The sequence below is a fragment of the Actinorhabdospora filicis genome (assembly GCF_030269765.1).
Lineage (GTDB): Bacteria > Actinomycetota > Actinomycetes > Mycobacteriales > Micromonosporaceae > Actinorhabdospora > Actinorhabdospora filicis.
The window spans coordinates 1926861-1940796 of the sequence record NZ_BSTX01000001.1 but is presented as its reverse complement, the minus strand read 5'-3'; the positions used below and the strand labels follow the sequence as shown (position 1 = coordinate 1940796).

At 71.0% G+C, this 13936-nt stretch carries 14 protein-coding genes; 9 read left to right on the top strand and 5 right to left on the bottom strand.

Annotation, left to right across the window (positions count from 1 at the left end):
• Positions 1-365: 365 nt before the first annotated feature.
• From QSK10_RS09095 to QSK10_RS09085, 3 genes are read right to left on the bottom strand one after another with little or no spacing between them, the layout of a single operon-like run.
• The gene (locus QSK10_RS09095) at positions 366-1001 is read right to left on the bottom strand and encodes a rhomboid-like protein (RefSeq protein ID WP_285662175.1); all 636 of its coding nucleotides are present in this window, start codon (positions 999-1001) and stop codon (positions 366-368) included.
• Complete coding sequence (locus QSK10_RS09090; RefSeq protein ID WP_285662174.1) at positions 998-2410, bottom strand: sugar porter family MFS transporter; 1413 nt, start codon at positions 2408-2410, stop codon at positions 998-1000. The genes QSK10_RS09095 and QSK10_RS09090 overlap by 4 nt, the downstream gene beginning before the upstream one ends.
• A gap of 59 nt (positions 2411-2469) precedes the next feature.
• On the bottom strand, positions 2470-3147 hold the full coding sequence (locus QSK10_RS09085) for a copper homeostasis protein CutC (protein WP_285662173.1): 678 nt from the start codon (positions 3145-3147) through the stop codon (positions 2470-2472).
• Between the two features lie 159 nt (positions 3148-3306).
• Between QSK10_RS09085 and QSK10_RS09080 the strand changes: the two genes are divergently transcribed.
• The 8 genes from QSK10_RS09080 (at position 3307) to QSK10_RS09045 (ending at position 10076) form a co-directional block, all read left to right on the top strand.
• Positions 3307-3813 (top strand): SigE family RNA polymerase sigma factor, encoded by a 507-nt coding sequence (locus tag QSK10_RS09080; protein ID WP_285662172.1) that lies wholly within the window; start codon positions 3307-3309, stop codon positions 3811-3813.
• Positions 3814-3818: 5 nt separating this feature from the next.
• On the top strand, positions 3819-5018 hold the full coding sequence (locus tag QSK10_RS09075; protein WP_285662171.1) for a hypothetical protein: 1200 nt from the start codon (positions 3819-3821) through the stop codon (positions 5016-5018).
• A 104-nt stretch (positions 5019-5122) separates the two neighbouring features.
• Positions 5123-6280: a hypothetical protein gene (locus tag QSK10_RS09070; protein WP_285662170.1), complete on the top strand. Its 1158-nt coding sequence runs from the start codon at positions 5123-5125 to the stop codon at positions 6278-6280.
• Positions 6281-6381: 101 nt separating this feature from the next.
• The gene (locus QSK10_RS09065) at positions 6382-6879 is read left to right on the top strand and encodes a SigE family RNA polymerase sigma factor (protein WP_285662169.1); all 498 of its coding nucleotides are present in this window, start codon (positions 6382-6384) and stop codon (positions 6877-6879) included.
• Positions 6879-7949, top strand: coding sequence for a TolB family protein (locus QSK10_RS09060; RefSeq protein WP_285662168.1), 1071 nt, complete (start codon positions 6879-6881; stop codon positions 7947-7949). The genes QSK10_RS09065 and QSK10_RS09060 overlap by 1 nt, the downstream gene beginning before the upstream one ends.
• 91 nt (positions 7950-8040) lie before the next feature.
• Positions 8041-8340, top strand: a complete 300-nt coding sequence (locus QSK10_RS09055; protein ID WP_285662167.1) for a hypothetical protein — start codon at positions 8041-8043, stop codon at positions 8338-8340.
• A 90-nt stretch (positions 8341-8430) separates the two neighbouring features.
• Positions 8431-8940 carry a SigE family RNA polymerase sigma factor gene (locus QSK10_RS09050; RefSeq protein WP_285662166.1) on the top strand — a complete coding sequence of 170 codons (510 nt, stop codon included), beginning with the start codon at positions 8431-8433 and terminating at the stop codon, positions 8938-8940.
• Positions 8940-10076, top strand: coding sequence for a hypothetical protein (locus QSK10_RS09045; RefSeq protein ID WP_285662165.1), 1137 nt, complete (start codon positions 8940-8942; stop codon positions 10074-10076). Before QSK10_RS09050 ends, QSK10_RS09045 begins: the two co-directional genes overlap by 1 nt.
• 34 nt (positions 10077-10110) lie before the next feature.
• On the opposite strand, the gene QSK10_RS09040 is transcribed toward QSK10_RS09045, so the two are convergent.
• A complete protein-coding gene (locus QSK10_RS09040; protein WP_285662164.1) occupies positions 10111-10956 on the bottom strand; it encodes a S41 family peptidase in 846 nt (281 codons plus the stop codon).
• A gap of 80 nt (positions 10957-11036) precedes the next feature.
• Here QSK10_RS09040 and QSK10_RS09035 point away from each other — a divergent pair, with 80 nt between their 5' ends.
• Positions 11037-11957, top strand: coding sequence for a phosphotransferase enzyme family protein (locus QSK10_RS09035; protein WP_285662163.1), 921 nt, complete (start codon positions 11037-11039; stop codon positions 11955-11957).
• A 70-nt stretch (positions 11958-12027) separates the two neighbouring features.
• Here QSK10_RS09035 and groL read toward each other — a convergent pair whose 3' ends face one another.
• On the bottom strand, positions 12028-13650 hold the full coding sequence (gene groL, locus QSK10_RS09030; RefSeq protein ID WP_285662162.1) for a chaperonin GroEL: 1623 nt from the start codon (positions 13648-13650) through the stop codon (positions 12028-12030).
• Between the last annotated feature and the right edge of the window lie 286 nt (positions 13651-13936).

Below are 13936 nucleotides of genomic sequence, written 5' to 3'. Positions count from 1 at the left end.
TCATGTCCACTGCCCCGCGTCCGATCCCGGTGGCCGTGGTCGATCGGGCCGGGCGGGTGAGATGCGGCCGCACGCCACCCGCTCACGTGTCGTCCCCGCGCCCTCCGTGCGCCGCGCGGCCACCGGCCGGAGTGGGCCGACCTCGCGGTGGGGCCGGGCGCGTCAAGCGGGAGCCCGATGGTGCGCACACCCGCCACACCGCGGCCGCCCTCGCACCTGCGGCCACCGGCTGGAGTGGGCCCGGGCGTCCGAACGCCGCCCCGCCCCAGTGCCCGAGGCCGTGCCCGTACCCGGGCGGGGCAGGCCGGGCCGGTGAGATGCCGCCGCGCGGCCGTCACGGCCCGCCGGCGGCCTCACCCATGTCCCTATCCCGCCAGCGGCCTCCGCCGCGCCGCTCCGATCACGCACGCCACGCACAGCCCGATGAACCACGCGCTGAGGTGCCCGACGTCGGTGAAGGTCCGCGAGAACACCACGTACCCGAGCAGGTACATGCTCACCAGCGCGATGTACACCAGCTTCATGTGGACGGTGGCGAACCACGCGACGACGATCCCGGCGACGCCGACGAGCGCGTAGCTGACGCCGACGTCGGAGGCGAGCCGGACGGCGGGGTCGACCAGGCCCTTGCTGATGCCCGAGCGCAGGAGCACCGACACCAGCAGGGTCGCGCCGATGTGGCCGAAGGCGGCGGTGATGATCAGGATCGCGCGGCCGAGGAGGGGCTGCACGATCGAGAAGACCACCAGGATCATCGGGATCTGCAGCCACAGCCCCGACCACGAGGGCAGCACGAACGCGCTGGTCACCAGCACGGTGAGGGGGTGGACGCGCAGGTTGCGCAGGTTGGTGCTGGTGAAGGCCACCACGTGGTCGTGGACGGAGTCGGGCACCAGCTGGAGCACCACCAGCACGATCGCCAGGAGGATCGAGTAGACGATCCCGACGTCGCTGGCCAGGACCCATTTGCGGACGAACCGCCACACGTCACGCCGGTTCACGCCATGTCCTCAAGTTCGCGGCCCTTCGTCTCGCGCACCGCCTTCCACACGAACACGAACGCGAGGAGCGCGAAGACCGTGTACAGCCCGTAGGCGAGGCCCAGGCCGACCTTCGCCAGCATCGGGAACGACGTCGAGATCAGCCAGTTCGCCAGCCACTGCGCGGCGGCGGCCACCGCCAGGGCGGTCGCGCGGATCTTGTTGTTGAACATCTCGCCGAGCAGGACCCACACCACCGGCCCCCACGAGCAGCCGAAGAAGAACACGTAGGCGTTCATCGCGATCAGCGCGGTGGTGGACCAGCCGCCGGTCAGTTGCGGTTCGTCGCCGACGACGGTCGCGGTGGAGAACGCCACCGTCATCAGCGCCAGGGTCACCGTCATGCCGGCCGCGCCGATCAGCAGCAGCGGCTTGCGGCCGATCCGGTCGACCAGCGCGATCGCCACCAGTGTCGTGACGATGTTGGTGATCGAGGTGATCACCGAGGTCAGCATCGCGTCCGACTCGCTGAAACCGACCGACTGCCACAGCGTCGAAGAGTAGTAGAAGACCACGTTGATGCCCACGAACTGCTGGAACACCGACAGCAGGATGCCCACCCACACGATCCCCAGCAGTCCCACCACCGGGCCGCGCAGGTCCCGCAGGTGGACCGCCTTCTGCCCGGCCAGCGAGCGCGCGATCTCCTTGATGCGCTCGTCGACGTTGCCGCCGACGAGTTTGCGCAGGACCTCCTTGGCCGTCGACACCTGGTTGATCTTCACCAGGTAGCGCGGCGACTCCGGGATCTGCAGGGCCAGGACGCCGTAGACCGCGGCGGGCAGCACCGCCGAGGCGAACATCCACCGCCACGCCGTCCCGCCCCACGGGACCGTCCCCGAGGCGCCGCCCGCCGACTCGGCCAGCACGTAGTCGATGAGCAGCGCGGCGAAGATGCCCGTCACGATCGCCAGCTGCTGGAGCGAACCGAGCCGCCCGCGCATCTCCGCCGGGGAGATCTCGGCGATGTAGGCGGGCGCGATGACCGAGGCCGCGCCGATCGCCAGGCCGCCGATCACGCGCCAGCCCGCCAGGCTCGCCGCGTCCCAGGCCAGCGCCGAACCGATCGCGCTGATCGCGAACAGGCACGCCGCCACGATCATCACCCGCAGCCGCCCGTACTTGTCGGCGATGGGCCCGGCGAACCACGCGCCGATCGCGCACCCCAGCAACGCCGAGGACACCACGAAACCCAGGACCGTCGAGGAGATCCCGAACTCGGCCTGCACGGCGTCGACGGTGCCGTTGATGACGCTGGTGTCGAAACCGAAGAGGAAGCCGCCGAGGGCCGCCGCCACCGCCACGAGGATCGTCGCGCCGTGCTTCGCGGGGGCGTTGACCGCGCCGCCGCTCATGGAGTCACCGCTCATACCTCAGCTTGACAGCAGTAACACCCGTTTCGCGCCGATTTCGGCCGCTAAGGCGTCGTTCAGGCCACGCCGAGCGCGCCCGCGTCGACCGTCCCGCGCCAGCGCCGCACCAGCTCCGCCTCCACCGGACGGTCCCAGCCCGGCCGCGCCATGCCCCCGATGTGGAACGCGCGCACACCCATGTCGACCAGCGCCGGGACGTGCTCCGGCCGCAGCCCGCCGCCCGCCATCGCCAGCCCGGGACGCGCGTGCGCGGCCAGCGCGCCCAGGCCCTCGCCGACGCCCGCCGCCGAACCCGCCGTCAGCACCTGGTCCAGGCCCGGCAGCCCGCCGATCGTCTCCCACGCCCGCGCGTAGGACGCGGCGTGATCGACCGCGCGATGGAACGTCCACCGCCGCGACGGCACCGCCCCCGCCACCGCGAGGGTGGCGTCCAGGTCGACCTCGCCCCCGGCGTCCAGGAAGCCCAGGACGAAACCGTCGCGCTCGCCCATCACCGCGTCAAGCTCCACCGCCGCGGCCCGCAGCGCGTCCAGGTCGCCCGGCAAGAACCCGGCCTGGCGCCGCAGCATCACCCGAAGCGGCAGGTCACAGGCCTCGCGGATGGCCGCGAGGGTCTCGCGCGAAGGGGACAGGCCGTCGGCGGCGATGTCCGAAACGACCTCCAAACGGTCGGCTCCGCCCGCCTGCGCGGCGGCGGCGTCGGCGGCGTCCAGCGCGATGACCTCAAGCAGCATGGGCCCGATCTTAGGGGCTCAGGCCACATCCGTTGATCACCGCGCGGGGGCCACTGGACACGACCTGGAAAATTGCTCAGGATTCCAGGGCAACCTGAAGGCCCCCCAGACACGTCTACACAGGTGGAATTCCACCGCGCACCCCGGAGAACAGCCAGTATGAGTGCACCGGCGGACGATTTCGACGAGTTCGTCCGCGCCTACACGCCTACGCTGCTGCGCACCGCCTATCTTCTGACCGGCGACCAGCACCACGCGGAGGATCTCGTGCAGTCGGCGCTCGCCCGCGCGCACCGTTCCTGGCACCGCATCGACGAGAGCCCCTTCGGCTACGTCCGCCGTACGATGTACCACCTTCAGGTCGCCACCTGGCGCCGCCGCCGCATCCGTGAATGGCTCGGGACCAGCCCGACCGAGCCGTTGCCCGAACCGGACGTGGCCGCCGCCGCAGACATGAGAATCACGTTGCAGAAGGCCCTCGCGCAGCTCACCGACAAGCAGCGTGCCGTGATCGTCCTGCGCTTCTACGAGGACCGCTCGGTGGAGGACACCGCGCAGATCCTGCGGTGCAGCACCGGCACGGTGAAGAGCCAGACGGCGAAGGCGCTGGGCCGCCTGCGACAGTTGATGCCGAGCATGGCCGGACTGCTCGAAGGGCGACTGTAGGGATGATGAAGGATCTGTCCAACGGGCTCAGGGAGCTGGCGGGCGACGTCGAGATCGTCGACCTGCGCGACCGTTCCATCCGGCATTCCCGCAGGCTGCGGGCCCGCCGGGCGGCGGTGGCGATGGGCGGCGCGATGTGCCTGGTGGCGTCGCTGATCGTGGGCGGCAGCCTGCTGTGGCGCGGCGGCGACAAGGTCCCGCCGGCCGGGGTCTTCGACTCCGCCGACGGCGTCGAGCAGGGCACCGGCTTCTACCTGAAGAACGAGCCGGACGGCGCCTACGCGGTCTACTCGTGGACCGAGGGCGCCGCGCCCGAGCGCGTGCTGAGCGGCGACGAGCGCTTCGGGACCACCGTGTCGGTCTCCCCGGACGGCCGTTACGCCGCCTACTACGACGAGTCGGCGATGATCGTGACGAACCTCGCCGACCAGTCGCAGGTGACCTCCGTGCAGGGCGTCGGCGACACCTGCCTGGAACCGGCGTGGTCGCCCGACTCGATGTCGGTGCTGCTGTCCACCGAGACCTCCGCGCAGCTGGTCGACCTGGTCCCCGGCAGCACCATCGTCAGCCAGGTCCGGCGCCCGGTGGGCTGCCACGTGCGGCTCGTCCAGTACTCCGACGGCTTCGCCGGCTACGTCGCCGTCTCCGAACAGGGTGACCGGGTCACCTACATCGACCGCGAGGACGGCGCCGAGTTCGCCGCCGCGACCGATCTGCCCTCGCTGTCGGCGGTCCCCGTCACGGTCAACCACGACGGCTCGCTCATGTGCCTGTCCACCGAGGCGGCCACCGGACGCACGCTCAGCTGCGACTCCTTCGCCACCCGCGGCGGCCTCGACCAGCAGGTGACGCTGCCGGTGGAGGGGGCGACGCTGGTCGGCGCGGTCTTCACCATGTCCGAGTCGCTGCTGTCGATCCCCTACGACGGGCCCAGCGGCGATCCGAGCACCGGCCCGAGCGGCGGCGCGAGCGACGGGCCGAGCATCGGGCCCTCCGACCTGGGCACCCAGGCGATCCCGGCCGACGGGACCGAGGTCGCGCTGCGCCTGCTGGTGTCGGGCAAGACCGTACTGGTGCGCGCCGAGCTCATCGCCACCCGCGACGACGACGGGACCGTCATCGACCTCGCGGGGTTCGAGGCGACCCGCACCGTCGAGGAACCGAACTCGCTGTCCGGGGCCGCACTGCTCACTTTCGTGCCCTGAGAAGTCCTCCACATGGGCGGCAACCCGCTCGGCATCGTCCGGCATCTTGATGGGTGACGCGCGGCCCGCCGACCGGCGGCCACGGCTACCTGGAGTGAGTGTCGATGACGCTGAGAAGCCTCGGTGAGGGATTGCGGGACCTCGCCGACGCCGTCGAACCGGCCGATCTGCGCGATCGCGCGCTGTCCGCCTCACGGCGGCTGCGCGCGCGTCGCGTCGTGGCGGGCATGGGCACCGCCGCCGTCGTCCTCTTCGCGCTCGTCCTGGGCGTCAACGCGATGCTGCCGGGCGGCTCGCTCCCCCCGCCGCGCGACCTGGCCGGGGACATGGCCGGGCCGACGGCCTCCTCCAGCGAGGGCCTCAACTACACCGACTCCGCCACCGACGCCCTCGGCGGTATCACCTCCATGGACAAGGGGACCTTCTTCTACCTCGCCGAGGCCGCGACCGGCGGCACCATGGAGGTCCTGCGCTGGACGGCCGGCGCGGCCACCACGACGGTCGTGGCCAGGGACCTCCCCGCCACCGGCACCGAGCAGCTCTCGCCCGACGGCCGCTACCTCAGCAGCGTCGAGAAGGGCAGGCTCCAACTGCGCGACCTGATCGCCGGCACCCGCCACGAGTCGATCGAGGTGCCCGACGGGCAGCTGTGCAACATCCCCACCTGGACGCCCACCGCCGACCGGCTCCTGGTGGCGACCGGTCCCGGCGGCACCAGCGGCCCCCTCGGCTTCGTCGACGTCGCCGACGACAGCTACACGCAGGTCTCGGCCGAGTCCCGCGGCTGCCACACCTACCCGTCCTACGGCCCGACCGGTGACGTCGAACTGACCTTCACCGCCTACGCCGCCACCTCGCAGAGCGTCGCGCGCGCCACCCTCGAAGGCGTCATCACCAGCAGCGTCGCCTGGGACGCGCTGCCCGGCGACGTCCTGCTCGACCAGGTCACCGACGTCTCGCCCGACGGCGGGCTGGTCTGCGTCGGGCTCGTCCCGGCCGGGACCAAGCCCGGGAACCTCACCGGCTCACAATCCCGCACCTGCCAGGCGATCGGCATGTGGAGCGGCGGTTTCCAGCGCATCGAGGTCGGCGAGCCGTTCAGCGAGGCGCTGATGCTGCAGAACTCCTTCGTCACCCGCACCGCCACCAACGGCGGCGGCTCGACCCTGCGCCTGCACGACGGCACCGGCGCCGAGATCCAGCGCATCGGCGAACCGGACCTGCCCGACGGCAGCCTGCTCCTGGGTTTCGTGCCCGGCTGACTTTCCCCGCCCGCGGCTGACAACCGCCGGTGACCGCGCGGCGTCTAGTGGGGGACACTGCCCACCCACGGGGACCACGTCCCCACCCCACGGGGGGATCGATGCCCGAAGCAGAGACGGACTTCGCCGTCTTCGCCCGCGCGCACACACCCGCGCTCATCCGCTCGGCGTACCTGCTGACCGGCGACCAGCACCACGCCGAGGACCTCGTCCAGTCGGCGCTCTCACGCACCCACCGGCACTGGCGGCGCGTCGGCGACCCCATCGCCTACACCCGCAAGGCCATGTACCACCTCCAGGTCTCCCGCTGGCGGCGCGGCCGCGTCCGCGAGCACCTCACCGACGTCATCGCCGACCGCACGCCCGCGCGCGTCCCCGACGTCGCTCTCCGGCTCACCGTCCGCAACGCCCTCATGGACCTGTCCCGGCAGCAGCGGGCCGTGATCGTCCTGCGCTTCTTCGAAGACCTCGACGTCGCCGGCACCGCCGCCGTCCTGGGCTGCTCGCCCGGGACGGTCAAGAAGTACACCTTCCGGGCCCTGGCCCACCTGCGCGAAGCGCTCCCCGAACTGGCCGAACTGATGGAAGGGGACGCGTGATGTCGGCGGACCGGCTGCGCGGGATCCTGCGCGACATGGCCGACGAGGCGCACCCGGCGCCCCTCGTCGCGGGAGCGGTCCGGCGGACCCGCCGCGCCCGCGCCCGGCAGGCGGCGGTGGCGGTGATCGCCGTGCTCGGCGTCCTCGCCGGGCTCATCGCCGTCCTCGGGCCCGGGACGGACGCGCGCCCGGAACCGGCGATCAGCCCATCGCCGTCACCCTCTCCGTCGGCCTCGGCCTACACCGGCGCCTTCTACTACCTCAAGCCCGACGGGAGCGTCTGGCGCTGGCGGGTGGCCGGCGTCCCGGAGAAGATCCTGGACGGCGGCGGGTACCACCGCGCGACCGCCTCGGTCTCCCCGGACGGGAAGTACCTCGCCTACGTCGACGACGACATGATGCTCACCGTCGTTCCCACCCGCGGCGGAACGCCCAGGAAACTGCTCGCCTACAGTCCCAACCTCACCTGCGTCGAACCGGTGTGGGCACCCGACTCGCGTTCCCTCCTGGTGTCCCCCCGCGAGATGGAGGGGCTCTGGCTCGTCGACGTCGAGGATCCCGGGAACCCGTACCCCATCGGCTACGAGGTGGACGGCTGCCACCCGCAGTTCCGCTACCAGTCCGGCCTCGACCTCATCTGGGTCACCACCGACGGGGAGCGCATCCGCGGCAGCGGGGGCGAGAACTACACCGCGATCATGCCCCGGATGCGGGTCACCGGCCTCGCGGTCCTCATCCCCGACACCCTCATCCAGTTCTGCGCGACGACCTCCAAGGACCCCCTGACCACCGTCCCCCCGCGCCCGCTCTCCTGCACGGTGATGATGGAGACCGCCCTCGGCGACCAGATCCGGATGTTCCCCGACCCGCCCACCGACAACGGCATCATGGACGTGATCCCACGGGGCCCGAAGAACGCCCAGGGGCAGACCTGCGTCGCCTTCCGCGAACTCACCCAGAACGGCGTGGCCATCATGTGCCACGCCGGCTACTTCGGCAACGGCGTCAGCGAGCGCGTCAACGAACCCGTCGACCTCATCGAGGCCGACCTCCTCGTCTACGTCCCCTGAGGTGTCAACCGGCGCGGGCGGACCATCGTCTTAGTAGGTGAGAGCGGACCCGGCCGGGCCCGCCCCGACCCGAGCCGGAGCGATCCCCTTGATGCCAGTCGACCGCCTCCGATCGATCATGCACGACTCCACCGAACACGTCGACCTGGTCGACCTGGCGCGGGCGGCCATCCGGGAATCACGGCGGGCCGCCCTGCGGCGGGCCGTCCTCATCGTCCTCGGCGCGCTGGCGCTCCTGCTGGCCGCATACGCGGCGTGGACGCTCTTATCCGTGACGGTGGTCTCCACGCGAACCGGGTGCGTCCACATCGGACGCGCCCGGTTCGCCTACACGGCAAGGCATTCCGCCACCGGCCCGGTATCGCCACGGTTCCTTCCGGTGACACCGTGACCATCCCGTGACGAAACCGGTGTCAACCCGTGCGCCGACCTCGGCGTCTAGGGGATCGACAGTCCGCAACCACCCGCGGGGGAGCCCTAGATGCCCGATATCGCGGCCGAATTCACCGAATTCGCTCGCACGCACACGCCGTCGCTGTTGCGTGCGGCGTTCCTCATCACGGGGGACCAGCACCTCGCCGAAGACCTCGTCCAGACCGCGCTCGCCCGCACCCACCGGGCCTGGCGGCGGATCGAGGAAGGCAACGCCCCGGCCTACACCAGGAAGATCATGTACCACCAGCAGATCAGCTGGTGGCGTCGCCGTAAGGTGAACGAGCAGCTTTCGGAGACGATCGCCGACACGCCCAGCCGCGGCGACTCCGCCGAGGACGTGGCCCTGCAACTGACCGTCCGCAAGGCGCTCCTGCAACTGTCGAAGACCCAGCGGGCGGTCGTCATCCTCCGGTTCTTCGAAGACCGCGACGTGGCCGAGACGGCCGAGATCCTCGGCTGTGCGCAGGGGACCGTCAAGACGCACACTTTCCGCGCCCTCGGGCACCTGCGGAAGGCCCTGCCCGAGCTGGCCGACGCGATGAAGGGAAACGTCTGATGTCGACCGACCGACTCCGCGACGTTCTGCGCAACAGCACCGAACACGTCGACATGGTCGAGCTGACCGATGCGGCCCTCAAGCAGTCCCGGCAGATCACCGTCCGCCGCGCCACCGTCGGCGCCACGCTCGCCGTGGTCCTGCTGGCCGGGGGCGTCTTCGGGGCGGCGAACTTCTGGCCCAAGACGCCCGGGGACGGGGTGAACGTCGCCGACTCGGGCTCGCCCTCGGCGAGCGCGCCGGTGGAGCCGGGCCCGTCCACCGCCGAGGGCGGTGGCGAGGTGACCGTGCCGCCGAGGATCGACGGCGCGTTCCTCTACGTCACCGAGAACAACGGCCTGATCAGCTGGAAGCCCGGCTCGTCGCCGAAGACCCTCATCGCCGACCACAAGGGCGGCGAGGACATGATCTTCGAGACGGCGAACGTGTCGCCCGACGGCCGTTCGGTCGCCTACAACACCACCAGCGGGAAGCTGCGCTTGCGCGACCTGGCCACCGGCAAGGCCCGTGACCTGATGGACGTGTACGAGGGGAACTTCTGCGGCACCCCGGCCTGGACGCCCGACGGGCGCATCCTCATCACCCCGAACACCGAGGGCAAGTCCGGTCTCTTCAACCCCGTGACGAACAAGTACACCGAGCTGTCCTTCACGGTCAACGGCTGCCAGCCGCGCGTGGTGAAGCAGGGCGGCGTCCTGATGGTCTACTTCATCGACGGCTCGGTCTCGCACCTGCGAGGCATCGAGCTGGAGTCCGGGAAGGTCGTCGTCGACGTGCCGAACACCGCCGGTTCGCGGCGCGCGACGGACATGTCGGCGGCCATGGTGACCGCCGACGGCAAGGTCAGGTTCACGATGCGGACCACCACCCTCAACGGCACGCTCGGGGACGGCCTGCGCGGCTTCGGCGGCGACTCGCTGTTCGAGCTGCGGGACGGCAAGCTCGTCGACCTCGACTTCGACGACCGGACCATGGGCGCCGCCTACCAGGGCGGTGACGGGCTGATGGTGCTGCGGCAGAAGATCGACGGCAAGTACGAGGTCTCCATCTGGGACATGCACCAGGGCGGCGGTTTCGATACCGAGGACGAGCCGGCCTCGCTCAAGGACGCCCTCCCGCTGGGCTACACCTACTGAGGAACGGGCCCGCGCCACCGGTGCGGGCCCGTTCTCACGCCCGCGCCTCGGCCAGCGCGGCGGTCAGCGCGTCGGCGGCCGCGACCGGGACGTCCGGGCGGACGCCGACGCCCTCCCAGTTGCCGCCGGTGCGGGCGTCCACGAGCAGCTCATTGGGCACGAACGCGTCGATGTTCGCCGTCACCGGGTACACCTCGAACGCGTTGGCCGCGCCCGCGGTGGTCTCCCCGACGACGCGCGCGCGGCCCAGGCTCTGGAGGGTGTAGGCCGCGTCCTCGCCGCCGGAGAAGGTCTTCGCGCTGGTCAGCACCCACAGCGGCGCGGTGTAGCGGGGGCCGGGCAGCGCGGCGGGGCTCCACTGCTGGCGGACCTCGCCGGCGGTGCGGATGTCGCGCAGCCGCACCGGTTCGCCGTCCAGGAAGTACCCGATGAGCTGCACCGCGCTCCACGGCCAGCCGCCGTGGTTGACGCGCAGGTCCAGGATCATCGCCTCGGTGTGCGCCAGCAGCCGGAACACCGCCTCGTAGACGGGACCGGTGTCGCGCGGGTCGCCGAAGCCCTCCAGCGCGAGCAGGCCGATGTTCGGTTCGAGCCGCTCGACGCGCCGGACGGCCTGTCCCTCCCGCCGGAAGCGCTCGCGCCAGTCCCCGGCGGCGTGCCGGGGTTCGTCGTGCCAGTCGAGGGAGAGGTGGCGGTCGTCGTAGACCTCGCGCAGGTCCTTCGTGACGGCGGCGCAGAGGTCCGGGCCGTCCAGCGCGTCGTAGGCGCCCCGCGCCAGGCGGCGCTTGACGTGGGCGTCCATGGCGGCGGCGATGTCCCGCTCGACGTAGTGGGCGGTGATGTGGGCGAGCGCGCCCGTCACGACATCATGAACAGTCATGTCGAAGACTGTAACGATATATCGCGAGCGAATCAAGAATTCGAGTGGCGGCGGATCGGACGGGAGGACATCATCCGGACGTGGATCTCACCGCTCTCCTGCGCGACCGCTACGGCCTCGACGCCGTCCTCACCGCCGCCGACGGCGGACACGACCCCGATGCCGCCGTCTGGCGGGCCGTGGCCCCCGACGGGCGCGTGTACGCCGTCAAGCGCAGCGCGGCGGGCGTCGCGCACGGGCTGCACGCCGTCGCGCACCTCTCGGCGCATCACGTGCCGGGCGTGCCCGCGACCGTGCCGACCCTGGACGGGCGGGCGTGCCTCGTCCTGGACGGCGGCGAGCTCTCGGTGACCGAGTGGATCACCGGCGAGGGCGGCTGGGGTCAGGTCCTGGGCGAGCGCTGGCGCGCCTACGGCGAGCTGATGGCCGCCGTCCACGCCGTGTCCGCCCTCGGCGGGCTGCCGGTGGAGGACTGGCGGCCGATCGCCACCGGGCCGACCCGGGTGATGGACGAGCGCATGTCCGGTCTCGGCGACGAGATCGCGGTGGTGTGGCGGGCGAACTCCGCGCGGATCCTCGCCGCGGCCGACCGCACCGAGAAGCTCGCCGCGACCCTCGACCGCGACGTCCCGTACGTGCTGACGCACGGCGACCCGCACCTGGGCAACGTGATCCAGGACGAGCGCGGGGTGTGGCTCATCGACTGGGACGGCGCGGCGATGGCGCCCGCCGAGCGCGACCTGTCGTTCTTCCATTACGGGTGGATCGCCGATCCGGCGATGACGGCGGCGGACAAGGCGGCCTTCTTCGCCGGTTACGGCGGCCGCGAGCCCGACCCGGCGCGCCTGTCGTACTACCTGCACGCGCGCGCCCTGGAGGACCTGGAGTCCTGGGCGCGTTCAGGGCTGGAGGACGCGGCGGCGGAGGACCGGGACTTCTCGCTGCGGATCTTCCGGGGCCTCGTCGGCGACGGCGGCGTGCTGACCCTCTCGGAGGGCTGAGACGAAGAAACCGGCCCGCCCCTTGCGGGACGGGCCGGTTCGGGCCTGGGAACAGGCGGTTCTAGAGAGTCTAGAAGCCCATGTCCGGGGCGCCACCGCCGGCGGCGTCGGCCTTGGCCGGCTCCGGCTTGTCGGCGACGACGGCCTCGGTGGTGAGGAACAGCGCGGCGATCGAAGCGGCGTTCTGCAGCGCCGAACGGGTCACCTTGGCCGGGTCGGGGATACCGGCGGCCAGCATGTCCACGTACTCGCCGGTCGCGGCGTTGAGGCCGTGGCCGGTCGGCAGCGAGCGGACCTTCTCCGCCACGACGCCGCCCTCAAGGCCGGCGTTGACGGCGATCTGGCGCAGCGGCGCGTCCAGGGACAGCTTGACCAGCTGAACACCGGTCGCCTCGTCACCCGTCACGTCGAGCTTCTCGAACGCGTGCACGGCGGTCTGTGCCAGGGCCACGCCGCCACCGGCGACGATGCCCTCTTCGACGGCGGCCTTCGCGTTGCGAACGGCGTCCTCGATGCGGTGCTTGCGCTCCTTGAGCTCGACCTCGGTGGCCGCGCCGACCTTGATCACCGCGACACCGCCGGCGAGCTTCGCCAGGCGCTCCTGCAGCTTCTCACGGTCGTAGTCGGAGTCGGAGTTGTCGATCTCGTTGCGGATCTGCGCGACCCGTCCCGCGATCTGGTCCTCCTCGCCGGCACCGTCGACGATGGTGGTCTCGTCCTTGGTGATGACGACCTTGCGGGCGCGGCCCAGCAGGTCGATCGTGGCGGACTCCAGCTTGAGGCCGACCTCTTCGCTGATGACCTGACCACCGGTCAGGATCGCGATGTCGGTCAGCATCGCCTTGCGGCGGTCACCGAAGCCGGGGGCCTTGACGGCGACCGACTTGAAGGTGCCGCGGATCTTGTTCACGACGAGCGTGGCCAGGGCCTCGCCCTCGACGTCCTCGGCGATGATGACCAGCGGCTTGCCGGCCTGCATGACCTTCTCCAGCGTGGGGAGGAGGTCCTTGACCGCGGAGATCTTCTGGTTGGCGATGAGGATGTAGGCGTCCTCGAACACCGCCTCCATGCGGTCGGGGTCCGTGACGAAGTAACCCGACAGGTAGCCCTTGTCGAAGCGCATGCCCTCGGTGAGCTCCAGCTCCAGCCCGAAGGTGTTGCTCTCCTCGACGGTGATGACGCCTTCCTTGCCGACCTTGTCCATCGCCTCGGCGATGATCTCGCCGACGGTGGAGTCACCGGCGGAGATGGAGGCGGTGGACGCGATCTGGTCCTTCGTCTCCACGTCCTTGGCGATCTTCGCCAGCTCCTCGGCGACGGCCGCGACGGCCTTCTCGATGCCGCGCTTCAGCGCCATCGGGTTCGCACCCGCGGCCACGTTGCGGAGACCCTCGCGGACCAGCGCCTGCGCGAGGACGGTCGCGGTGGTCGTACCGTCACCGGCGACGTCGTCGGTCTTCTTCGCGACCTCCTTGACGAGCTCGGCGCCGATCTTCTCGAACGGGTCTTCGAGCTCGATCTCCTTGGCGATGCTCACACCATCGTTGGTGATGGTGGGGGCGCCCCACTTCTTCTCCAGGACGACGTTGCGTCCCTTCGGCCCCAGCGTCACCTTCACGGCGTCGGCGAGGATGTTCATGCCGCGCTCAAGGCCGCGACGGGCCTCCTCGTCGAACGCGATGATCTTGGCCATCTGGCTTGGTCCTCCGGATACGGGTCACGTGCCCGGGTAGGACACGTGGTGTGTAGCTGTCTCCGGTCGGGCGGATGGCCCGCGACGATAACGACCGCCCAGGTATGGACGGTCCCACCACCCCGACCTTGGCACTCACGGGGGGCGAGTGCCAATGACTTGTTTAGCACTCTCGGCGGGGGAGTGCAAGCGGATGGGGGTGGGGTCACGGTTTTCGGGGGGAGGTGAGAGGGGGTGAGGGGGTGGTGTGAGCGGGGCGACTGGCTGGACGGACGCTCGTGTGGCT

Bases quoted from the DNA above. Each gene is read 5' to 3' on its own strand.
- QSK10_RS09050 (WP_285662166.1), top strand. From the start codon at position 8,431: ATGCCCGATATCGCGGCCGAATTCACCGAATTCGCTCGCACGCACACG.
- QSK10_RS09080 (WP_285662172.1), top strand. From the start codon at position 3,307: ATGAGTGCACCGGCGGACGATTTCGACGAGTTCGTCCGCGCCTACACG.
- QSK10_RS09045 (WP_285662165.1), top strand. From the start codon at position 8,940: ATGTCGACCGACCGACTCCGCGACGTTCTGCGCAACAGCACCGAACAC.
- QSK10_RS09070 (WP_285662170.1), top strand. From the start codon at position 5,123: ATGACGCTGAGAAGCCTCGGTGAGGGATTGCGGGACCTCGCCGACGCC.
- QSK10_RS09040 (WP_285662164.1), bottom strand. From the start codon at position 10,956: ATGACTGTTCATGATGTCGTGACGGGCGCGCTCGCCCACATCACCGCC.
- QSK10_RS09085 (WP_285662173.1), bottom strand. From the start codon at position 3,147: ATGCTGCTTGAGGTCATCGCGCTGGACGCCGCCGACGCCGCCGCCGCG.
- QSK10_RS09090 (WP_285662174.1), bottom strand. From the start codon at position 2,410: ATGAGCGGTGACTCCATGAGCGGCGGCGCGGTCAACGCCCCCGCGAAG.
- groL (WP_285662162.1), bottom strand. From the start codon at position 13,650: ATGGCCAAGATCATCGCGTTCGACGAGGAGGCCCGTCGCGGCCTTGAG.
- QSK10_RS09075 (WP_285662171.1), top strand. From the start codon at position 3,819: ATGAAGGATCTGTCCAACGGGCTCAGGGAGCTGGCGGGCGACGTCGAG.
- QSK10_RS09055 (WP_285662167.1), top strand. From the start codon at position 8,041: ATGCCAGTCGACCGCCTCCGATCGATCATGCACGACTCCACCGAACAC.
- QSK10_RS09060 (WP_285662168.1), top strand. From the start codon at position 6,879: ATGTCGGCGGACCGGCTGCGCGGGATCCTGCGCGACATGGCCGACGAG.
- QSK10_RS09065 (WP_285662169.1), top strand. From the start codon at position 6,382: ATGCCCGAAGCAGAGACGGACTTCGCCGTCTTCGCCCGCGCGCACACA.